Genomic DNA, 21399 nt, shown 5'->3' with positions numbered 1-21399 from the left:
AAACTATGGGCCTAGAACTCCTTTTTCCCTTTTTAGCTAGCGTTGGCATAACTATCCTACTTCGTAGGATGGACAAGTCGAATTATAAGCTGAGCCAAATCAAACGTTATACAGGAAAGCTGCAGGAAGAATTGCAAGAAATCGCAATGGAGAAAATCCAGTCCGTTAAAGATTCGGGCATAGAATTGGAGATTTCTCTTAAACAGACTCGCAAGCTGGCCGAAGAAGTTCGCACTTTAAACGACGAATCGCGGCAATTATTGGAAACCATTCGTTCCAATAGGGAATTTTTAAGCGCAGTAACATTGGATTTAAAGGAAGTAGTCCATCTTTCCGGAGATATTCGAAAAGAATCCGAATCCATCCAAGACGGCCTCGGCCGTTTAGAAAGCGGTAAAAAGGATTTAAACGGAGTCACGATCAGAATTCAGGAACTTCGCTCCGAGGCGGAATCTCTATTAGGCGCGTTCCAGGAAAAAATTAATCTTAGATCGGATGATATCCTGCAATCATTAGCCTCTAAAATCGTAGAGCTGGAAGGGTTGTTAGAAGCGAAGGCCGATCGAGTCGAAATCGGATTAGATTCATTAAGCGAATCCTATCGTCAGAAATTGGAAGCTCAGACTAAAGCTATCATGGGCGATACCGTCGGCAAAGTGGAATTAGCTCGGGAAGAAGTGTCGAATCTTTTGGATTCCATGAAAGCGAAAGAAGAGGATTTGGACGCTCAAACGGATCGAATTCAAACCGCTTTCTTAACCGTAACCGAAAAAATCGATCGAATGGATTCGAGAGTGGATGAGAAAGGAGAGCTTGCGGCTCGAAAGCTGGAAGATCTGTTTGTAAAATCCGAATCCGTCCTTCGGCAAAAATTCGATCAAATTTTAGAGCAGGTCATACATTCTAAAGAAGCGTATCTTAACGGAGTTAAGATCGAAATCGATGCGATTCGTAGAGAAATCGAAGGTATGAGTCTGGAAACTCTGACTCGACGGGATGAAATTTTAAATGAGACCCGCAGGCAAGCAGAAGGCATTAACGATTCCATTAATATCTTCCAAGAAAAATATTTGGAAGCTGAGAATAAGCTGCTAAAGCAAGCCGATTCGCGTAAATCGGATCTGACGCGGCAAATCGATTCCTTTGAAGAGGAATTTAATCGAATCAGTTCCTCGCTTCGAAGCGAGGCAGACGATTTACGGAAGGAAATTCTTTTCGGTTTGAAAGAGTTTCATTCCTCCTTGGAAGTCGCTCGCGGAGACGAGGAAAAGAAGGCACGTACGCGTATCGAAGACGTTCGAGATTCCTTGGAGGAAGAGCTGGGCTCTCTTCGAGAGGAATCGGAAGAACTTCGCAAGAAAGTCTTTGCTTCGGCCCAAGAATTTCATTCCACATTGGAAATCGTTAGAAACGAAGAGGAAAGAAAATCCCGTTCCAAAATAGAAGAGATCCGCGGCACCTTGGAAGATGAAGTTCATGCCTTGCATGCTTCTCATTCCGAAAGATTCCGCTTAGAATGGGATCAAATTCGCGAAAACCTAAAATCCTTCGATGTCCAGGTTTCCACCCGCATGAGGGAAATGGACGCTTACGTAAAAGATATTCGTTCCGCTATGGAAAGTAGTGCCGGCGACATTCTTGGAGATGCTGAGGAAAAAATTTCCCAACTTAACGGAACCATAGATGAAGAATTCCGCAAAATGGATCGTAGATTGGAGCATTTCGGTCGTTCTTGGGAAGACGAAGTAGTTTCGCTCAAGAACCATACTCAAGAAGCCATCCAAGGATTGGAAGAAAGGCTAGGCCAAATCCATCTTCGCGGCACGGAACTTCTGGAAGAGTTCGGTAAGGTCTACGCTTCCCAAAGGGATAAGATCGAGGAATTTGTTTCCAAATATAAAACCAATTTCCGCAAGGAAGGGGAAGACGTTCGCGAAGAGCTGACTCAAAGATTTAGGGAAATCAAAACGGAAGGACAAAATCTCGTTTCTTCCTTAAAAGAAGATTATTCCGAAATCGGAGATAAATTCGAAAATTTAATCAAAAAGAATGAAAAGCTCCTGGAAGCACAGGCCGAAAGAATTCGGACTTCGACCGAAGCGGAATTGGATCACGCCGCCGAAGAGGCCGCATTCGTTTTGGATCGGCTACGCGAATCTGCCGAAGAATTCTTCGAAAGACAAGAAGAAAAAATCGGTCGTTTGAACGGAACCATAGACTCAAAAATTAATAAGCAATTGTCCGCTCTTCTTGATAAGGGGCATGTTCAATTAGGCCAACTGGAAGAACGGATCTCCAAACATTTACAGGATGTAAAACGGAATTTAGAAGAAGCATTGAAAGCCGGCAAACGGGAAAGCGAAGACCAGATGAAGGGCTTCCAGGGCCAAGTTCGCAATTTGCTGCGGGAGACCGAAGCATCCTCCGAAGAATTTCTACGTTCCGGCCGGGAAGAATTTCGAGTCGCACAGGAAGAATATCGCAGGCTGCAGATAGAATTAAAATCCGATCTTCATGAAATCCAAGAGGCCAAAAATTCCCTTTTCAGCGAACTCGAGGTCGAAGCCGAGGCGCTTCGAAGCTCCGTTCAAGAAATTTCCGATAAGATGCAAGAGGCGGAGTCCAAATCGGTCTTATTCATAGATGTAAAAGAAATGATCGATCGTTCCGAGGAGTTCGTAGAACGGATGAGGGCGGCTGTAGAGGAAGCGAATCATTCGGAAGCCTTAACTATCGAACTAGATAAGAATCTTCATAGACTCAAGCAATACCAGGAAGAACTGGAAGCTCGCCTGGAGAAAGCCGAAGAGCGCGAAAGTGAAATTTTGGACGTTGCCGGAAAGGCGGAGAGTCTGAAAGAGGAATTTTCTAAAATGCTTCAGGAATCTTCTCATTGGGAAGAAACGATCCAAAAGTTGGAAGAGGCCGGGAGTCGTGCGTCCGACATGGAGTCGAAATTCGTGGATCTTGAAAGTAGATTGGGTCATTTGGACGAGGTTCGAGAAGAATTGCATAGTCTAACGGATGAAACTAGAGAACAGAAAGATTCTTCCTCCAAGGTTGCTCAAAGAATTCGCGAGCTGGAAAAAGAAATTTCCGTGATGGAAGCGAGAGAGAAAGAAGTAGCCAATACGCTGCGTAAAACCGATGAGCGATTGGAATTTTTGGCCGGTAGAAAGGAAGAGATTCTTTCCGTCGAAGCAAAGTTCGATAAGGTCGAAGATCTGATGGCCGAGCTATCGGAGCGGCATAAACAAACTAGCACGCTGCTACAACGGGTCGAGGATCTTCGCGAAGGTGCAAGCTCGGTTAAAGACGAGTTGGAAAGTCTCCTTGCCGAAGCGGATGACACGTTCGAAAAATTATCATCATTTTTAGATGTAGTTCAGACGACCGCTCAAAAGCCGGTCACAGGCAAAACAGGAAAGTCCTCGGAGCAGAATCCGATGGTAAGTAGAAAAAAAGCCACAGTCTTGAATTTATTTCATAACTTTCATTGGGAGCCGGAAACCATCGCCGAAAAACTCGGTTTGGAAACTTCCTTAGTTCAAACAATTATTCAGAGCGAGGCGGCAAAAAGGGGATGATTTTGTTCTTGACCCTAATCTTTCGGCCTAATATGTCTCGTTCCTACTTGTATCATATTATGCGTTTACGATCAAAGGAGACTGCTTTTTTAAATAAAGGTAACTTTAAATAATCAAGGAGCTTTAGCGAAAGTAGTTCCTTTTTTGAAGGCTTTTGGAAACGTATCTAAGTATAACCGATACGTTCCGGAAAATCCGGATGAGAAAGGAGAAAGCTCTCAAAGCACGTTGATATGGTACAAAAAAAGAAAACTACAGTTAAGAGGAAGAATTCCATGGCTCAAAGCGCTGAAAAGGATACCCTCATCGTCGCAAGCAAGGTGAAAGCCTATATCAAATCGAAAGGTTTCATGACCTCCGGTGATGCTGTCGACGGTTTGAATGAGAAGCTATACGCTCTGATCGACGATGCTCTGAAACGGACCGAGGCGAACAAACGTACGACGGTTCGACCCACCGACTTCTAAGCTTTCTTGATCTACATCAAGAACAAGACCGAAATCGAGAAAATGAGGGCGGCAGGGAAACTAGCCGCCAGACTTTTGGACTATATTTCCGGGTATATCAAACCCGGAGTTAGTACATTAGAACTCAATGATCTTTGCGAAGAGTTCACTAAAAAGAACGGAGGCAAGTCGGCTCCCTTGGGATACAAGGGATTTCCGAAATCGGTCTGTACATCCATCAACGAGGTTGTCTGTCATGGGATTCCCAAGGCAACCGACGTTTTAAAATCCGGAGATATCGTTAATATCGATGTCACTCCGATCGTGGATGGATATCACGGCGATTCCTCTCGAACATTTATCGTCGGCGGTAAAAGTACTCCCGAAGTGGAGCATTTAGTTCAGGATGCGGAAAAGGCGATGTGGGTGGGAATCGAGCAGGTCAAACCCGGCAATCGTATTAGTGATATTGCGAATGCAATCGATGATTATCTGACACCAAAAGGTTATGGGATCGTTAGAGATCTTATGGGCCACGGTATCGGTCGCGGATTTCATGAAGAACCACAGGTCCCTCATTTCCGATCCAACCGGAAATTGACTAAACTCGAACCCGGAATGACTTTTACTATCGAACCCATGGTGAATTTGGGTACTTGGGAAGTTATTTTTTCCAAGAAAGACGGTTGGACGGTCACGACAAAAGACGGAAAATGGTCCGCTCAGTTCGAGCATACGATACTTGTCACCGAAAAAGGCTATGAAATTTTAACCCTCCCGTAGTATCTTGGAGGGCATGGATTTTGTCTGGAAATATCTTTCCTTATTAGGAAAGGACTTAGTTTTCTTTTTACTCGGCTTTCTTGTCTTTTATATCGGAAAAAAAGTCAAAGATTGGCTTGAACCTAGAAAATTGGATGAAGAACTTGTCCGTTCAGATAATGGCGCTTTGGCTTTAAGTCTTTCCGGATATTATCTCGGAATCATCATACTATTCATCACGATTGTATCCCATCCTGGCGATGGGACGGGGCTGATAGGCGACGTAATTCAAGTTTCGGCATATTCACTTTTAGGCGTAGTCCTGCTCCTCGTGTCCCAATGGTTAAACGACGCATTCATCCTTCGGGGAATCGACGCTCAAGAAGAAGTTTACGAAAACAAAAATTTGGCCGTAGGCACGGTACTGTTCGGGGGAACGATCGCTAGTTCCTTTTTTATCGCCGCCGCTTTAAACGGAGACATAGGATCGAAAGTTTTTCCCGGGGGATTAGGGTTGTCGATTTCCCCTATCTGGGAACGAACCTTAATCGGTGCCATATTATCCGTAGTTTTCTTTTTGATCGGTCAATTGGGGATGATTCTTTTTACGTTCTACTATCAACTCTGGATTCCGTATAAGTTAAAGGACGAGTTAGAATCCAAACAAAATTTAGCCGCTGGAATTGCATTTGCAGGAGCGCTTCTCGCGATCGGAATTCTTTTGACGAGAGCCTTATTTCGAGAATTCGATTCAATTATGCAAACTGGCATTCTGCTTCTGCTAGATTTATGCTTTGCGTTTTTGGTCATCCCTGTCCTCCATTTTTTTGCGGGAAGAGTTATCTTATCCGGATCGACCTTAAAGCATGAGATAGCCGAAGATCAGAATTTCGGGGCAGGTTTATTGGAAGCGGTCGTACTAGTTTCGTTTTCCGCGATTATCTTCTTTGCGGTTTAGAAATTAGGTTAAAATAATTCTTGGGAGGAATACAATTTCCACTCGAGATGATAGACTTTTTTGGTTCCGTATTCGAAGGATTCCCGTAACCAGCTTGGTCCGTCCGATTCATCGATAGCAAGGCTGGAAAAAATTTCGGTAAGTTCATTCTTAATTTCGGGAAAAATGATTTTATGCGTCGGAAGGAACGGAGAAAGTTCGCGTTCCGAGAATCCTTTCAAGGCGCCGACTAATCCTGCCAATAAGCAACGGTTCAAGAGGGAGCTGTTGTTCATTTGCGCGGGAATTCCCGCTTCCTTTGCTGCGGTAAGGAGATCCTGTATCGGGATCCCGCCGCTTAAAACGGAGAGAGGAAGATCTAATTCGTTTTCTCCGGTATCCATATTGGTTTTATAAAGCTATGTTCATGGAAAGTAAAGAACTTCTACCCGAATTGGAATCAATCGCTCATAAAAACGGCTTTCAATTATTCGGAGCCGCAAAAGCGATCGTGCCGGATGTGGATAAACGAAATATTCTAGAATGGGTTCAGGACGGCAGACACGGGAAGATGGACTGGTTTCCGCGGAATATGAAACTCAGATTAGAATTGGAAGGGTTAGGATTTCAGGCCGAGACCGTATTCGTTTTAGGGGCACTTTATTCGGATCCGGACTACGAAGAGATTACTTCCAAGCTGCCGTTTCGTTTTTCCAGATATGCGACCGGTACCGACTATCATACCGTACTAAAAAAATCCGCTCGGGATGTGATGGATATTCTCAGAAACAGGTTTCCGAATAACGTTTTTAGACAGGGAGTGGATTCTTTGCCGGTTCCTGAAAAAATTTTAGCGAGAGAAGCCGGCCTGGGGTGGATCGGAAAAAATACAAATTTGTTAAACGAACAGATCGGTTCCTACTTTTTTTTAACGGTAATCTTTACGGACCTTCCTCTCCGAATTGCCTCCCTCTCTGCCAAGGATCGATGTGGAACCTGCGATGAATGCATTCGGGCTTGTCCAACCGGAGCGCTCGCACCGTACCAAATAGACGCACGTAAATGTATTTCTTATAAGACGATCGAAGATCGTTCTCCCACCGTTGAAGGGTTACACGGGTGGGTATACGGCTGCGATATCTGCCAAGAAGTATGCCCCTGGAATCGGGTAAAAGCGAAGAGAAGAGGGGCGGCTACTGAAATCGAAGAGTTCAGAGTTCGCGATTTCTTTAGGTCACCCGGACCGATCATACTTGCTCTTACCGAGGAGGAATTTCAGCGGCAATTCTCGGATGCCGCTGTCAATCGCATCTCTTACGCGCAATTTCGTCGTAATCTCATCTCTGCGAGTTCAGAATAAACGTATGCGGAGATAAATTTAGGAGTAGCTCGGCGCTTAAATTTGAAACCGGGATAAATTAGAATCCAGTTGCTCGGTTCTCGCTTTTAAACCCTGAGCCTGGCTTGCTAATTTCTGTGAAATGGAAGCTAATCTTTGCGCCTCCGCCGTGGAATTCTGCATAGATTCGCTGATTTCCGCAACGGCAGCTTTTTGTTCCTTAGTGGCCTCTGCAACCTCGGACGAAAGTTCGGAAACTTCGCGAATCGTAGCGGAGATGCCTTCCGCAGAACGAAGTTGTTCGCCCAATGCAGTGATTACCGATTCGGAAGCGGCATGGATACTCCGAATGTCTTCGGATACGGATTCGATCGAAAGTATCACTTCTCCTACGTTTTGCGTCCCCAGCTCGACGATTCCATCAGTGCTGGAAATCAAATCTTGGATACCCTTAACGCTTTCATTCGTCCTTGTCGATAACTTCGAGATTTCGGAAGCAACGACTGCGAATCCTTTTCCGGCTTCTCCCGCTCGCGCCGCTTCGATAGACGCATTCAGAGAAAGTAAATTAGTTTGTTCTGAAATTTCAGTGATTATATCGACAATGCCTCGAATTTGCTGGGAAATTCCACGTATATCTTCCATGGCTTTCGTCGCTTTTAAGACCGTTGCCTTTCCTTTTTCGGCGGAGATTTCGGCGGCTTGCGAGGTTTTTACCAAATCGGATAGAGAGATTTCCACTTCGCGCAATTGCTTTACGAAATTTTGCGACCTTGAGTCGATTTGTCCTGCGAGCTTCGCTTCACGTTCGACTGCCGAGGCTACGTTTTGAAAAGAAGACGATAACTCTTCTAACGACGCCGAAGATTCTTCCGAACCGGCTGCAATCTGTTGAGACGTATTATTTACGCTTTCAACTTGAGCTTCTATTTCGAACGAGCTTTCTTTCGCAATTTGCGAGGTATCTCTTACGACGGTAATCAGAGATTTCAAATTACCTACCATAATATCCATCGAAGAGAGCAATTTTCCCGTTTCATCTTTTCGATTCGTATCTAAGATTATATTTAAATTTCCGGAGGCGACGGTTTCCGAGGCAGATAAGGCGTGGTTTAACGGTAACGTAATACTTCGAACGATGACCCAGGACAATCCCATTGCACCGATTAGGGCAAAAGCGGATAGGATTAGATCCGACCAAAAACTGATTTTCTGAATTCTTTGCAGCTCGTTCGTCTCTAATTCCAATATTTCCGCCTGAAAGGAATAAATTTCATCCAGCAAATGAGTAAGTTTTTTTTGAGAGGGGTCCACTTCCGAATGAAAGAATGATGTGACTTCGGTCAGCCCGGCTTTCGAGCTTTGTAAAACCAAAATTTTTTCTAGAATGCTTAGATAATGTTCTCGTTCTTTTTTGAATTCTTTTAATAATTTAATACCTTTGGGCCTTTTTATAAGCGGCTCCAGAGTTCGAAGATCGCGATCGGTTTTTTCTCGGAATTCGGTTAGAAACTTTCCCGGGCTTTCCTGAATTTCATTCGCTTTATCGAGCCTGAAAGCTTTGACTTGCCTAAATTCCATTTCGATCGTACTTCTAAGGAGTTTAGAGGCCAAATCTTTTTTGAGAATCGCCTCACGCATCGGCCCATTGATCGCTTCGAAGACTCGATCCAAGGAAACAATTCCCACGCTGGCAATAACCAGTAAAATTAGAACGATTAGGAAAAAGGATCCGCGCAACCGGTTGGCTATACTCATATTTGCAAACATTTTACCAGTAGTTCTCCTAAATTAAGTCGGTGTGTTCCCTTTAACAGGCCCGCAATCATCGATCTTCTCCACGAATTCTCCCGAACAAAATCAATTCCGGAAGGAACGAAAACTCCTTTCCCTAGTCGAACAAGATCATCAAATGGAAAGAAGCGATGGTGTTTTCCAGTTCTCTTAATTCTCTGCACAAATTCGACGAAGAAAATTTTCTAAATTCGGCTCGGACTAAATTACGCACTTGGTTTTTGAGGGAAAAAAGAGATCTTCCGTTTCGAAAGAACCGAACGCCGTATTCGACCTGGGTAAGCGAAGTAATGCTTCAGCAAACCAGAGTTACTACGATGATTCCGCTTTACGAATCTTTTTTGCGACGATTTCCCGAACCGAATGATTTGGCGGAGGCGGACGAAGAGGAGGTCCTTCGGCATTGGAAAGGATTAGGTTATTACTCAAGGGCGAAGAATCTGCACAAAGGAGTTCGAAAGTTAGTTTCCGAATTTTCCGGGATCTTCCCGCGGACTCTTGAGGAAGCGCTTTCTTTACCGGGAGTCGGACAGTATACTGCAAGTGCGATTCTTTCGATTTCTTATAATGTTCCTTTGGCAGTTTTGGATGGAAACGCTAAAAGAGTCCTCTCGCGCCTTTTTTTATTTAGGGGAAGTTCTACAAAATCAAATTCGATTTTACAGGAGTTAGCGGATCAATTTCTGGATAGGGAATATCCCGGAGATCATAATGAATCCGTTATGGAATTGGGAGCTAGGATTTGCCTACCGACGAATCCTCTTTGCAAAGAATGTCCTGTGCAAAAAGAATGTAAAGCCTACCAAGAAGGGGTTCAGCAGGAAATTCCGATCGCTGAGAAGAAATACAAAGAAATTGAGCTGGGCATTCGATTTCTGATCATCAGAGCGCCGGCGGGTATTCTTTTACTTCGATATTCTAAAAGAAGATTTTTCAAGACTATTTTCACATTACCTTTTTCATGGGAGGGAAAATCTCCCTATATTGCGGATCCGGTTACGAACCTTGATCTTACCTTTCAGGATACCGGAATGAAATTTAGACATACGATCACGCATCATAAAATTATAGGCTCGATATGGGAAGCTTCGATTTCTACCAAACAATCCGATGATCTCGTCGATTCGATTCGAAAAATACATGATGAAGTGGATTTTAAATGGTGTAATTGGGATGATCTGGAAACCGAGTTTCCTTCGTCGATCGCGGGAAAAATTAAATCCGCTTTTTCCGGGAAAACGCCGACTTTGCCCGGAATTCATGCCCTAACAAAGAAATCAAAAGGCGATAAACGCATATGAATATTAGATCAACGGGAGACTTTCTTCGGGAGCTTTCCAGACATAAGGAATTGTTGGAAATCACGGATCCGATTGATCCAATTTTAGAGCTTGCCGAATTGCAGAGAAGAGTCGTCGCTAAACGGGGACCTGCATTACTTTTCCGGAATGTAATTGGATCTAAAATACCGGTGGCTACGAATTTGTACGGATCCGAAAAAAGGATTCATATCGCTTTCGGTGAGGACCCGGAACGTTTCGTCCGACGGATTGCGTATTCTGCAAAACATCTTCTGCCGCCTACGTTCGGAAAAATTTGGGAGGCCCGATCCTTGGCATGGTCGGCTCTTAAAATCGGTCTCCGCAGAATTTCTTCTCCAGCCGTTTTAGAAACCGAAGAGGATAATTTGGATGTACTTCCTGCAATCAAATCCTGGCCAAAGGATGCCGGACGATTTATCACCCTGCCTCTGGTTTATACTGAGAGTCCTTCGACCGGAAAGGGAAATTTAGGGATGTATCGAATCCAGTTTCACGGACCGAAACAAACCGGAATGCATATTCAAATTCATCGCGGCGGGGGATTTCACTATCATGAGGCGGAAAAAAACGGTCAAGCGTTGCCTGCTCATATTTACGTAGGAGGTCCTCCGGCCCTTACCATTGCCGCGGTAGCGCCTCTTCCTGAAGAAATCAGTGAATTTCTTTTGGCGTCCCTATTATTAGGAGAGAGATTGAGAATTTCCCGCAAACCGGAATTAAGTCCTCTACCCATCGTTGCGGATGCCGATTTTGCCTTAATCGGAAAAATCCCTCCGAATATCAGAAAACCCGAAGGGCCGTTCGGTGATCATTACGGATACTATGCACTTAAGCACGATTATCCGGTATTCGAAGTGGATCGTATCTTTCGAAGAAAGGATGCAGTCTGGCCCGCCACCGTAGTTGGACGTCCTCCTCAGGAAGATCATTGGATTGCGGAATACTTACAAGATTTATTATCTCCTTTATTTCCTTTAGTTATGCCGCAAGTGAAAGGGGTTTGGGCATACGAAGAATCCGGCGTTCATTCCCTTGCTGCGGCGATCGTAAAGGAACGATATAGGAAAGAAGCATTCATGGGCGCCTTGCGGATATTAGGGGAAGGCCAGCTCTCCCTTACGAAAGTTCTGATGGTAACGGATCAGGAAGTCGAACTTAAGGATTTCAAAAAAGTATTTTCGACGATTCTTGAAAGGTTCGATCCGGAAACAGACCTACATATTTTCTCGAATATCGCACAGGATACGTTGGACTATACCGGACCGAAGGTGAACGAAGGGAGTAAGGCGATCTTTTTAGGAGTAGGAAGTAAACTTCGAAAATTAAAATCCAAAATCGATACCTCCTTTAAAAATTCTAAATTTAAAAAGCCGAAGGTCTATTGCCCGGGGGCACTCGTCGTTTCCGGAACTCCTTACAAACGCGGAGATAAGCTTGCGGAACTTCTGCTAAAGGAATCGGCAATTCGGGGGTTTACATTCGTATTTTTGGTGGATGATTCGGAAGGAGCAACCGCATCGGATCACGATTTCATCTGGAATGTATTTACTCGATTTGAACCTGCTGCGGACATCCATGGAAATTTCCAAGTTCGAAGGAATCATCTATCTTTTTCTTCGCCGGTAGTCATCGACGCTCGTCTTAAAGATTGGTATCCTGCCGTTCTCGAACCGGATCCTAAGATAGCAAAACGAGTCGAAGATAGATTTGGTAGACTTTTAAATTCCCTTTGATCGTATGGAACGTATGTCTAAGATTCGAGTTATTATTACCGGCGGAGCGGGTTTAATCGGAAGCAACCTGGTGCGTCTTTTGAACGAGCGAGGCGTAGAAGATATTTTAATCGTGGATCACTTGGGAATCTTATCCAAATGGAAAAATTTACGAGACCTATGTTATACCGATTACCTTGAGAAGGAAGACTTTCTATCGAGAGTGCTTTCCGGGCAATTACCGAAAGGCTATACTCATGTTTTACATATGGGTGCCTGTTCTTCTACGACGGAATCGGATGCATCCTATCTGATCAAAAACAATTTCGAATACACGAAAGTATTAGCGGAAGCTTGCTTAGACAAGCGCGTTCATTTTCTTTATGCTTCGTCGGCCGCTACTTACGGAGACGGAATTTTCGGATATGACGATAAAGCCCCGATTACCGATTTGCGCCCGCTGAACATGTACGGTTATTCCAAGCATATGTTCGATTTATATGCCCAAAAGAAGGGGTATCTCTCGAAGATCATCGGAGTAAAATTCTTCAACGTATTCGGCCTCGGAGAATCGCATAAGGGCGATATGCGGTCAGTCGTCTTGAAAGGATACGAGCAAATTCTTTCGGAAGGAAAGATCAAATTATTTAAATCTTATAAGCCTGAATATAAAGACGGGGAACAGAAGCGCGACTTTTTATACGTGAAAGATGCCGCTAAAATTGCAATCCATCTATTCTCCGGAAATCATTTCGGCCTATTCAACGTAGGGCGGGGCGCGGCTGAGACTTGGATGGATTTAGCGAACGGCTTATTCAACGCTCTGAATCGGAAGAGTCAGATAGAATTCGTGGATATGCCCGAGAGTCTCCGTGCAAAGTATCAATATTATACGAAGGCCTCTACCGACAAATTACTGTCAACGGGATATGTCGAGGGCTTTACGGATCTTAAAACTGCGATTGCAGATTATGTAAAACTTCTGCAAACCCAATCAGATTAAGGGGGCCGGAAGGCCCCCGGGAGTGGTAAGTTCTTACTTCGAGAAAATTTGAAGTAAAGACTTGGCGAAACTTTTGAATTTCTGGTCTTTAATGGAGTAGAAAACTTGATTGGACACTTTCTTGCTTCCAAGATATCCGGCTTCCTTCATCTTGCTCAGATGTTGGGAAGCAGCAGATTGGCTAATTCCTAACGCGTCGACTAACTCGCCTACGCTGTGTTCTTTTTTAGATAAATACAGTAGAATTTTTAATCTGTCAGGATGAGCTACTGCTTTTAATCCGCGGATGGTCGAGTCCAGGTGGGCTTTCTTGATTTCTAACTTTTGGGCTGCCATTTTTTTCCTTCAATAGAGTTTGAATCCATAATATAGGAGAGTCGCATTTTTTCAAGGATTTACGCTTTAATTAAGGGTTTTTTATCGTTATGTCTAATTGTGTAAATTATGATATTTTTATGATATTATAAAGGTAAAAGATTACATTAATATTCTATTTGAATGTACGGCTTGGAAAAATTCGAATATTATGTAATTCTACAGGTCCTTCGGGTTTGAGCCGAAGAGGGGATACGTAGGATTGCATACTTCGGTATAAAATTAGTATATTCTGAAGAATTAAGAGAGAAATTTTAAAATGGACATTGTTGTAGAAGTAAAAAGCGGATTCATTGAAGTTCCTCCGCTCGGAGTTAGTTAGGCGAAGGCTTAAATTTTCACTCCGCCGGAAATTTCAAGGACGACTCCGTCGACAAGCTCGTTCGTCGCTATAAAGGCTGCAGTCTCAGCTATTTCAGTCGGGTGGCCGAGTCTCCCTATCGGAATTTGAGTTTCCCACTTTTTTAATGCTTCAGGATTCATATCCTTCATGACCATCTCAGTGGCGATAAAGCCCGGAGCGATTCCCGCTACGCGAATTCCGTAACGGCTTAGTTCTTTCGCCCAAAGCCTAGTCATTGCGGCAACTCCGGCTTTTGCGGCCGAGTAATTAGTCTGGCCTGGATTTCCATGCATTGCAACAGACGCTATTGGAATGATGATTCCTTTAGAGCCGGTATTGATCATCTGTACGGCTGCTTCTCTTCCAGTTAAAAAAACTCCAGTTAAATTGACGTCTATTACGGATTGCCAATTGGATAAGGAAAGTTTGGATGCAACTTTGCCGGTCTGTTTATCGGTTTTTACTAGTAATCCGTCTCGCAGAATTCCTGCATTCAATACTGCGATATCCAGGCTTCCGAATTTTGAAACGGCCTTTTCCATGAGCGCTTCTGCATCCGCTTCCTTGGAAACGTCCGTTTTAACTGCGATCGCCTTCACGCCTATCGCCTCTATATCCCGTAAAGCTTCCGCCAATTTTTCTTCCGAGATATCGGAGAGAACGATGTTAGCGCCTAGTTTTGCAAAATGTTCGGCCATCGCTTTGCCTAGGCCTCCGGCCGAACCGGTAATTACTGCGGTTTTACCTGTGATTTCCAACTTGGTTGATTTCCTTACTTCTTATTGTTATGTATTTGTCGGTGAAGGGAATTTCGACACGAGCAACCGTTTCGGAAGCCTGCGTCTGGATCCGGAAAAGGTTCGGGTCTATATTTTCGCTTTTTAATAAAATCATAATTAAAGCGATTCCGAGTCCCGCTCCTTCCGTATTATCCATATTATCCATATAGAACTCGGCGATATCGTTATATTCCATCGCCTTTTTCATTTTCTCCCGCATCCGAACTTCTTCGATCTCGATGACAGGAGTATTATTGGCTACCTCAACGACCAAACCGTCCGGGCTATAAACTACGTTGATTTTTACGTAAACTCCACGAGCTAGACATCGTTTCCCAAACTCATCCGCCATTTTTTCCGAGAAATTTTCCTTAAATTTAGAAAGGGCTTGGTCATAATGTTCAGGATTTTGAATATCCACGCCTAAGTCCTCGAAAAAGACCCGCTTTTGGTTTGCTTTGACTCCATTGATTGCCATTTCCTTAGTAATGGTATAAAGCATTTCAATGTATCTAGATTGTCCGACCTTCTCTAAAACTTCAGTAAGGATACGTAAAACGTACTTTTCTAGTTTAGAATTCATTCGGGAGGATTGAACGGAAATACGGGAACGGCTTTTGATATAGTCAGTGAGCTGGGCGTCTAAATGTTTAAAGTTTTTTGCCATGCTCGTCCTTCGAGGAGTGAGGATCGAGGTCCAGTCTTTCGATTTCCCGGATTCATGCAATCAAAAATCCGAACTGTCCAGCCTTTGGAATTCTTACAAAAAGGTAATTTATTCTAAAGTAATCGGGAACCTTCTCAGGATTGAAATTGATTTTTGTCTTATATTCGATTTTTGCTAAAAAGGGTAAATTAGTCGAAACTTAGTCGAATTCCATCCTTTTGTAAATTCTTCACCTTACAAATTCGGAATACTTTTGTATTTTTGGGAAAAATAATCCTTTCGGGGGATTCATTTTCAACCTCCCTAGGTTCGTTCCGTCAGTTTGGGTCTATTTTCAGGTTCAAGAACGGAGACTTTTTAGAAATACTATACAAAAAAATAGTTGTCAAAAATCTATAGCTATACTAATAAATAGTAATTAATTGAGTAGGTTATTGATATGCTTCAGATGTTATTGGTCCGGGATTTCGCCTTACTTGAATCGGCTCAGATTGAATTTAGGACCGGGTTAACTGCAATTACCGGCGAAACTGGCTCGGGAAAGTCACTATTATTAGATGCGGTTTCGTCATTGTTAGGAGGAAAAAGCAGTGCGATTGACATTCGAACCGGAGCCGACAAATATATTTTAGAGGCTGTTTGGGATATCAGCGCAAATGTGCCTGCTAAAGAGTGGCTGCAGGAAAAAGGAATCCCTTTTGAAGGAAAGGAACTTATTTTGCGAAAGGAATTTTCAAGAGATGGAAAATCCAAGATTCAAATTAATCATACCTTATCATCGGCCCAAGTATTACGCGGCCTAGGAGAATTGCTTGCCGAGGTTCATAACCAAAACGACCAGATTCTCCTTTTAGACAAAACGCAGCAGATCGATATCTTAGACACCTATGCAGGTTTATATCCCCTTCGCTCGGAAGTGAAAGAATCATTTTTAACCTATAGGAGTTTGCGGAAGCGTTTGGAGGAGATTGAGGCGAATTACGGCGATAAGAATCGGAAAAAGGAGATTCTTCAGTACCAAATCGATGAAATTCAAGCAGCAGGTTTAAAGGAAGGAGAGGAAGACGATTTATTGAAAGAAGAAAAGCTTCTTTCTCATGGAGAGCGTCTATCCGAGAACTTAGAGATAATCGCCGGACTACTGTCGGAAAGTGAAAATGCGGTTTTGAGCGTTTTTCCTCGCATTTTGGTGGCAGCGGAGAAGATGAAGGCGATTCATTCAGATTACTCCGAATTGGAATCTTCTATTCGAGAAGCATACGTTACTCTCCGTGAAATTAACACAACAGCGCAAGACCAGAAGGATGAAGTCTTTTTTTCGCCGGACAGATTGGCACATGTACAGAGTCGATTGGATTTGATACAAAAGTTGAAGAAGAAGTATGGAGCGAGTATTCAAGAAATTTTACTTTCGAAAAAAAATGCGGAAAACGAGCTCGAAGCGTTAGCGCAAAATATGGATTCGAAGCAATCCCTTGAGAGAGAGAAGAAAAAGGCAACGGAGAAGCTGGCTCAATTATGTATGCAATTGTCCAAGGCAAGGCGGGAATCCTTGAACCGTTTCGAAACTAGACTTAAATCCGAATTGGATGTCCTCGGTATGTCTGGGGCAGGGATTCAGGTCGTATTGCGTTGGGAATCCAGTGCGGAAGGGGAAGTCGAGGCCCAAGGAAAATCGTACGTAGTCAACGAATACGGACTCGACCAAGCGGAATTTTATTTCAGTCCGAATCCCGGAGAAAAGCCGCGACCTCTACGCAAAATCGCTTCAGGAGGAGAAATTTCCAGAGTAATGCTAGCCATTAAAAGTGTATTAGGCTCGAATCATGATGGAAAAGTCTTGGTGCTGGATGAAATCGATTCCGGTCTAGGCGGGGAGATTGCGATGGATGTTGCAAAGAAATTACGAACTTTAGCGAAGACTCATCAGATTCTTCTTGTCACTCACTTGCAACAAATTGCCGCCGCAGCCGATCATCATCTCAAAGTGAGTAAGCAGGTGAAAGAAGGTAGAACTCTATCTGACACTGAATTTTTAGGGATGGAAGAGAGAACCTTGGAACTTGCTAGAATGATCTCGGGTCAGAATGTTTCGCGGGGTGCTCTTGACCACGCGAAAGAGTTGCTGAAAAAAAAGGCGGTATGATTAGACACTCTTCCAATGAATTATACTGGGGACGATAGTCTCCGGTAAAAAGGAAGCATTCTTTCTAAAAATCGTTTGGCAGCTACAGCCGAGTCAGAAACTCTACTCCTTGGAGAACCTCGACCGACATGATTCTTGCCAAAACAGATTCTTTGGTTTCCATCATTCCTCCGGAAACGATCCCGATTTTAATTCTTCTAGTTTCGATTATTGGGTTCACAATCATAATTGAAAGACTGATATTTTTTTCGCGTTGGAAAGCTCTTTCGCCCGACGAATGGAGACGAGTAAAAGACCTATTGAACGAGAAGAATTTTGATTCCGCTTCGGATCTCCTTCGTAGCTTAAGTCAAGGGCCTACATCCCAAGTTATTCAGGCCGGTATTGCTCAGTTTAAGAGAAAGACTTCGGCAGTGGAAGATGAAATTTTAAGCCAAGGTTTAAGCCAGATCCAACGGATGGATAAATTTCTTTCCGCTTTGGCTACCATCGCGACAATTGCACCTCTGCTTGGAGTATTGGGAACCGTCGTCGGAATTATCCGTTCGTTTGCGGAAGGTTCCGGAACAAAAGGCGCGGAAGTCGGAATTAGTGAAGCCTTGATTACTACCGCAATGGGGTTGGCCGTTGCCATTCCAGCATATATTTTTAATAACTTTTTTCAAAAGAAGAAAGATGACGCGATTTCCGAAATGGAAACCCTTTCCGAGCAAGCCTTAAGGTATTTGAAATAACGATGAGATTCAAGAAGTGGAGAAGTCAAAGCAACGGATATCGAGCCGGACAGATCGAGCTTGCGCCTATGATCGACGTTATCTGCTTTATCGTTATTTATTTCTTGATGAACGCGACCTTGGAAAAATCGACCGTAATTAAAATTGAATTACCGCGTTCTTCCAGCACCGCACAGGAAAAGAAGAAAGATGAGTTAGTTATTACCATCAATAAGGATGGAAAGATTTTCTTGGATAAAGATACGGATCCTGTCGCTCTGGAAAAATTGACGGATAAAATCAAGGTTTTCATGGGTCCTGAAGACAAGGACAAAAAGGAAGCCAGTAAAAATAGAGTTATCATCAGAGGTGACGGCGGGGCGAATTACCAAACCATCGTTAAAGTCATAGATAAAGTAAATGAGGCGGGCGTTACTAGATTCAATTTATCGATGGTACGTCAGCCCGGCGGTAAATGAACGAACTATAGATGGGGAGACGATGGATCTTCCAAAGAAGTTTTTCCTGTATTTTGGAGGAATTTAGAACCTACTAAAAAGGTTGATAAGCGACTTGAAACGAAAGCCTCCAGTAAATAAATTTATAGTCGTCTTTTTCTTGACGAGCTTCCTTTTCTATTCGGCCGATATAACCGAGTTACTTTCGAAGAGGAGCGATTATTTCGGTAAAACGATTAAGGAAGTCGTGTTCAAAGGAAACCGGAATACTTCGGATTCCGATATCGACTCGATGCTCGAATTGAAGCGCGGAAGGCAATTGACAAAAGGTATGGTCGATCGAGACCTGAAAACCTTATTCGCTTCCGGTTTCTTCTATTTTATAGATATACAGGCCGAAGATGTAGACGGCGGCGTTAAGATTATCGTCGAACTAAAAGAACGTCCTCGCGTTAAGGAAATCGAATTTGTGGGTGCGGACGAAGTCTTTCCCGCCGACCTGCGTGAAAAAATGCCGTTGAAGGATAACGAGGTAATTACGCCTCAGAAGGTTTCCAAATCGAGGGACGTCATTCTTCAGAAATATAGGGATGAGGGTTTCTTTTTAGCCTATGTAAAGGCGGAGTTAGGCAAACCGGATCCCAAGACGAATCTAGTTAAAGTAAGATTCGTGATCGACGAAGGCGAGGAGATCCCTGTTGCTAAGATCAACGTTTACGGAAATGAAACCATCGAAACATCCGAGCTTCTGGGGTTAATGGATCTAAAAGAAGAGGGTCTTTTCGAAGGCGGGTCTTTTAAGGAAAGCTCCTTTGAAAAAGACAAGGAAGTCCTTCAGGCTTATATGCGGAGTAAAGGGTATCTGGACTCCGAATTGCTTCGAGAAGGTACGAATTGGGAAATCCACTGGGAAAATCCCGAAAAGAAAGACAGGCGAGTCATTATCGTTAATATAAAACTGTACGAAGGGCAGGTTTATTATTTTAACGGATACTCGGTCGCTCACGACATGACCTTGGATAACGAAGGTCGCCCCGTCTTCCTGAATAAGGAAAAAAATCCACCCGATACGCCGAGAGATAAGTTAAGCCCGCTTTTTACGTTAGATGAAATAGAGAAAGTGATGGATTATAGCGTAAAGGACGTGGGTGAAATATTCGACGAGACCGTATTCATGCGCGATAGATCCTCCGTAAACGAACTCTACGGAGCAAAGGGCCATATCTTCGCTCAAGTCATCCCTCGAAGGAAGATTATTTCGTTGGATGAGGAGAGTCTTCAGTATTATGAGAACTGCTATTCAAGGAAAACCGATTTAGAACGCAAAATTTGTGAAGACGAATATAAACAATTAAACGTGCGCAAACTGCGGGAATTGTTCGCAAGAAAACCTGCGCTGCGCGGTAGAAAATTCGTACATGTAGACTTTACCGTTCGAGAAAATAATCTAGCTAAAATAGAGAACGTAATCATCAAGGGGAACAAAAAGACTCAAGATAAGGTAATCCGACGGGAATTGTTATTTAAGCCGGGCGATCTTTTCGATTCCACTAAGGTTAATCGTTCCAGAGAGCGCATTCATAATTTAGGATATTTCAAAGAAGTAAACTTTAATATGCGACCCGGCTCCGACGATTCCAAAATGAATATCGTGATCGAAGTATTGGAGCAGCCGACGGGAACCGTGTCGATGGGCGGTGGATACGGAACGATTACTGGATTTACGATTTTTACGGAAGTCGGCGAAAATAACCTGAATGGAACCGGACAAAAGATATCCGGAAGAATTGAATTCGGTCCTTATAGACGATCCTTTCAGATTTCGTGGACGGAACCTTGGCTAAACGATACTCCTTGGTCGCTTTCTCTTTCCTTATTTTATTTTTCGCGAACGATCTTCTTAGGATCCACTTCCACGATTTCAATCTCGGATAGTACGACCGCTCCTGTTACCGAAAACGCAACTTACGATAACAACGGATTAGGCGTTACAATGGGGATTGCACATAGGGTATTCACGAACTGGACGCATTTTCATAGATATACGCCTGCGTTCTATTCTTACTCTAACCCGACAGCGTTGGTATCGGATGCGGTTTTGGCAAACGTTCGGCAGGGCTGGCAATTTCGTTCCCAGATATCGAACGGTATTTCCTTCGATATTCGAGATAACGTATTCGCCCCTACGCGTGGTTACGATATACTTTTACAAGTGGACAATGTCGGTCAGTATCTGGGCGGATCTTCGCACTTCGATCAGTATAGGATAACCGCCGAATACTATCACACTTGGTTCGATTTTACTTTCGGCGGTTTGATTCGAAATAACGCACTTCGTCGTTGGCGGGTGGTGCAGGAGTTTCGTACATCGGATATGTTCACTTTGCAGAGATCCCCTAAATACGGTCATCAGGATCCGGTTCAAGACCCGTATATCCGTCCCCAGGATTTATTGATCATAGGAGGATACGAGTCCTTACGAGGATGGTACTATAACGATCCGAAATTCCCGACAGACTGGAGAAGCGGGGCGCAGCATCGTATCTTATTCGATTCGGAGATCCGTATTCCGATAGAACCGAGTCTTCTTTGGTTGGTTGTGTTCCTGGATGGTGGAGCATTATACGAACAAGTGAATCGATTTACCGGAGTTAAAAAGGATTACGTTACAAATTACGATAAGAATAAAGAGGCAAGGATTGTCGCCGACCCCGTGGGCTGGTATCTCCAAAATAATTTTAACTTAACGAACGGCAAGAAAGCCGACGTTACATATGATGATTTGAATAATCCGGCCAGATTGGTATTATCTTCCCAAAACGTCGCGATGGATCGTATGAGATATTCCTGGGGAATCGGTTTACGGATTCAGATTCCGGTCCTTCCTCTCCGTATCTATTTCGCCCAGAAAATTCGTCCTACGGGAAACTTTTGGGCGCCTTTTGAAAGATACGAGGATGATCGCGCATTCCAATTCGTATTCGGAATCGGGGATTACCGTTTCTAAAAGGACGGG

17 protein-coding genes and 1 pseudogene are annotated in these 21399 nt (G+C 43.6%); 13 read left to right on the top strand and 5 right to left on the bottom strand.

All coding sequences use genetic code 11. From position 1 onward, the window contains the following. Positions 1-5: 5 nt before the first annotated feature. The 5 genes and pseudogenes from LEP1GSC058_RS20610 to LEP1GSC058_RS02715 all read left to right on the top strand — a co-directional run. Positions 6-1340 (top strand): annotated as a pseudogene (locus tag LEP1GSC058_RS20610) (SpiroCoCo family coiled-coil protein); the annotation flags it as partial. Between the two features lie 231 nt (positions 1341-1571). After that, entirely contained in the window at positions 1572-3587 is a 2016-nt protein-coding gene (locus LEP1GSC058_RS20605) for a SpiroCoCo family coiled-coil protein (protein ID WP_408605689.1), read from the top strand. Between the two features lie 233 nt (positions 3588-3820). Next, the gene (locus LEP1GSC058_RS02725) at positions 3821-4054 is read left to right on the top strand and encodes a hypothetical protein (RefSeq protein WP_010419029.1); all 234 of its coding nucleotides are present in this window, start codon (positions 3821-3823) and stop codon (positions 4052-4054) included. Positions 4055-4060: 6 nt separating this feature from the next. Beyond that, a complete protein-coding gene (gene map / locus LEP1GSC058_RS02720) occupies positions 4061-4816 on the top strand; it encodes a type I methionyl aminopeptidase (RefSeq protein WP_016548107.1) in 756 nt (251 codons plus the stop codon). 13 nt (positions 4817-4829) lie between these two features. Continuing rightward, on the top strand, positions 4830-5753 hold the full coding sequence (locus LEP1GSC058_RS02715) for a DUF350 domain-containing protein (RefSeq protein ID WP_016548298.1): 924 nt from the start codon (positions 4830-4832) through the stop codon (positions 5751-5753). Between the two features lie 8 nt (positions 5754-5761). Here the strand turns inward: LEP1GSC058_RS02715 and LEP1GSC058_RS02710 are convergent, their stop codons facing one another. Then, a complete protein-coding gene (locus LEP1GSC058_RS02710; protein ID WP_016548161.1) occupies positions 5762-6136 on the bottom strand; it encodes an LIC_11502 family protein in 375 nt (124 codons plus the stop codon). 17 nt (positions 6137-6153) lie between these two features. Here LEP1GSC058_RS02710 and queG point away from each other — a divergent pair, with 17 nt between their 5' ends. Next, positions 6154-7092: a tRNA epoxyqueuosine(34) reductase QueG gene (queG, locus tag LEP1GSC058_RS02705; protein WP_016548236.1), complete on the top strand. Its 939-nt coding sequence runs from the start codon at positions 6154-6156 to the stop codon at positions 7090-7092. 36 nt (positions 7093-7128) lie between these two features. Here queG and LEP1GSC058_RS02700 read toward each other — a convergent pair whose 3' ends face one another. Further along, complete coding sequence (locus LEP1GSC058_RS02700) at positions 7129-8841, bottom strand: methyl-accepting chemotaxis protein (protein WP_016547904.1); 1713 nt, start codon at positions 8839-8841, stop codon at positions 7129-7131. 155 nt (positions 8842-8996) lie between these two features. Here LEP1GSC058_RS02700 and mutY point away from each other — a divergent pair, with 155 nt between their 5' ends. The 3 genes from mutY to rfaD are packed head-to-tail and all read left to right on the top strand — an operon-like array spanning position 8997 to position 12902. Further along, positions 8997-10166 carry an A/G-specific adenine glycosylase gene (mutY, locus tag LEP1GSC058_RS02695; RefSeq protein ID WP_016548189.1) on the top strand — a complete coding sequence of 390 codons (1170 nt, stop codon included), beginning with the start codon at positions 8997-8999 and terminating at the stop codon, positions 10164-10166. Beyond that, a complete protein-coding gene (locus LEP1GSC058_RS02690) occupies positions 10163-11920 on the top strand; it encodes a UbiD family decarboxylase (protein ID WP_016548123.1) in 1758 nt (585 codons plus the stop codon). The genes mutY and LEP1GSC058_RS02690 overlap by 4 nt, the downstream gene beginning before the upstream one ends. Before the next feature lie 13 nt (positions 11921-11933). Then, positions 11934-12902 carry an ADP-glyceromanno-heptose 6-epimerase gene (gene rfaD, locus LEP1GSC058_RS02685; RefSeq protein WP_016548020.1) on the top strand — a complete coding sequence of 323 codons (969 nt, stop codon included), beginning with the start codon at positions 11934-11936 and terminating at the stop codon, positions 12900-12902. A 33-nt stretch (positions 12903-12935) separates the two neighbouring features. On the opposite strand, the gene LEP1GSC058_RS02680 is transcribed toward rfaD, so the two are convergent. The 3 genes from LEP1GSC058_RS02680 to LEP1GSC058_RS02670 all read right to left on the bottom strand — a co-directional run bounded on the left by LEP1GSC058_RS02680 (position 12936) and on the right by LEP1GSC058_RS02670 (position 15066). Further along, complete coding sequence (locus LEP1GSC058_RS02680; protein ID WP_010419051.1) at positions 12936-13238, bottom strand: ArsR/SmtB family transcription factor; 303 nt, start codon at positions 13236-13238, stop codon at positions 12936-12938. A 369-nt stretch (positions 13239-13607) separates the two neighbouring features. After that, positions 13608-14378: an SDR family NAD(P)-dependent oxidoreductase gene (locus LEP1GSC058_RS02675; protein WP_016547847.1), complete on the bottom strand. Its 771-nt coding sequence runs from the start codon at positions 14376-14378 to the stop codon at positions 13608-13610. Further along, entirely contained in the window at positions 14362-15066 is a 705-nt protein-coding gene (locus LEP1GSC058_RS02670; protein ID WP_016547787.1) for a hypothetical protein, read from the bottom strand. The genes LEP1GSC058_RS02675 and LEP1GSC058_RS02670 overlap by 17 nt, the downstream gene beginning before the upstream one ends. 439 nt (positions 15067-15505) lie before the next feature. On the opposite strand from LEP1GSC058_RS02670, the gene recN reads away from it, so the two are divergent. The 4 genes from recN (at position 15506) to LEP1GSC058_RS02645 (ending at position 21390) form a co-directional block, all read left to right on the top strand. Further along, complete coding sequence (gene recN / locus LEP1GSC058_RS02660) at positions 15506-17212, top strand: DNA repair protein RecN (protein WP_016548265.1); 1707 nt, start codon at positions 15506-15508, stop codon at positions 17210-17212. A 128-nt stretch (positions 17213-17340) separates the two neighbouring features. Then, positions 17341-17946 (top strand): MotA/TolQ/ExbB proton channel family protein, encoded by a 606-nt coding sequence (locus tag LEP1GSC058_RS02655; RefSeq protein ID WP_016548196.1) that lies wholly within the window; start codon positions 17341-17343, stop codon positions 17944-17946. Between the two features lie 2 nt (positions 17947-17948). Next, positions 17949-18404 carry an ExbD/TolR family protein gene (locus LEP1GSC058_RS02650; RefSeq protein ID WP_016547890.1) on the top strand — a complete coding sequence of 152 codons (456 nt, stop codon included), beginning with the start codon at positions 17949-17951 and terminating at the stop codon, positions 18402-18404. A 94-nt stretch (positions 18405-18498) separates the two neighbouring features. Further along, positions 18499-21390: a BamA/OMP85 family outer membrane protein gene (locus tag LEP1GSC058_RS02645; RefSeq protein ID WP_016547855.1), complete on the top strand. Its 2892-nt coding sequence runs from the start codon at positions 18499-18501 to the stop codon at positions 21388-21390. Positions 21391-21399: the final 9 nt, after the last annotated feature.

Source organism: Leptospira fainei serovar Hurstbridge str. BUT 6, from assembly GCF_000306235.2.
Taxonomy (GTDB): Bacteria; Spirochaetota; Leptospiria; order Leptospirales; family Leptospiraceae; genus Leptospira_B; species Leptospira_B fainei.
Note: the sequence above shows the minus strand (reverse complement) of the source record. Positions and strands in the feature narration are given on the sequence as shown.

What these genes read in the sequence shown, in the direction of transcription:
- LEP1GSC058_RS20605 (WP_408605689.1), top strand. Translation starts at nt 1,572, where the DNA reads ATGAGGGAAATGGACGCTTACGTAAAAGATATTCGTTCCGCTATGGAA.
- LEP1GSC058_RS02725 (WP_010419029.1), top strand. Translation starts at nt 3,821, where the DNA reads ATGGTACAAAAAAAGAAAACTACAGTTAAGAGGAAGAATTCCATGGCT.
- LEP1GSC058_RS02715 (WP_016548298.1), top strand. Translation starts at nt 4,830, where the DNA reads ATGGATTTTGTCTGGAAATATCTTTCCTTATTAGGAAAGGACTTAGTT.
- LEP1GSC058_RS02710 (WP_016548161.1), bottom strand. Translation starts at nt 6,136, where the DNA reads ATGGATACCGGAGAAAACGAATTAGATCTTCCTCTCTCCGTTTTAAGC.
- queG (WP_016548236.1), top strand. Translation starts at nt 6,154, where the DNA reads ATGTTCATGGAAAGTAAAGAACTTCTACCCGAATTGGAATCAATCGCT.
- LEP1GSC058_RS02700 (WP_016547904.1), bottom strand. Translation starts at nt 8,841, where the DNA reads ATGTTTGCAAATATGAGTATAGCCAACCGGTTGCGCGGATCCTTTTTC.
- mutY (WP_016548189.1), top strand. Translation starts at nt 8,997, where the DNA reads ATGGTGTTTTCCAGTTCTCTTAATTCTCTGCACAAATTCGACGAAGAA.
- LEP1GSC058_RS02690 (WP_016548123.1), top strand. Translation starts at nt 10,163, where the DNA reads ATGAATATTAGATCAACGGGAGACTTTCTTCGGGAGCTTTCCAGACAT.
- rfaD (WP_016548020.1), top strand. Translation starts at nt 11,934, where the DNA reads ATGTCTAAGATTCGAGTTATTATTACCGGCGGAGCGGGTTTAATCGGA.
- LEP1GSC058_RS02680 (WP_010419051.1), bottom strand. Translation starts at nt 13,238, where the DNA reads ATGGCAGCCCAAAAGTTAGAAATCAAGAAAGCCCACCTGGACTCGACC.
- LEP1GSC058_RS02670 (WP_016547787.1), bottom strand. Translation starts at nt 15,066, where the DNA reads ATGGCAAAAAACTTTAAACATTTAGACGCCCAGCTCACTGACTATATC.
- recN (WP_016548265.1), top strand. Translation starts at nt 15,506, where the DNA reads ATGCTTCAGATGTTATTGGTCCGGGATTTCGCCTTACTTGAATCGGCT.
- LEP1GSC058_RS02655 (WP_016548196.1), top strand. Translation starts at nt 17,341, where the DNA reads ATGATTCTTGCCAAAACAGATTCTTTGGTTTCCATCATTCCTCCGGAA.
- LEP1GSC058_RS02650 (WP_016547890.1), top strand. Translation starts at nt 17,949, where the DNA reads ATGAGATTCAAGAAGTGGAGAAGTCAAAGCAACGGATATCGAGCCGGA.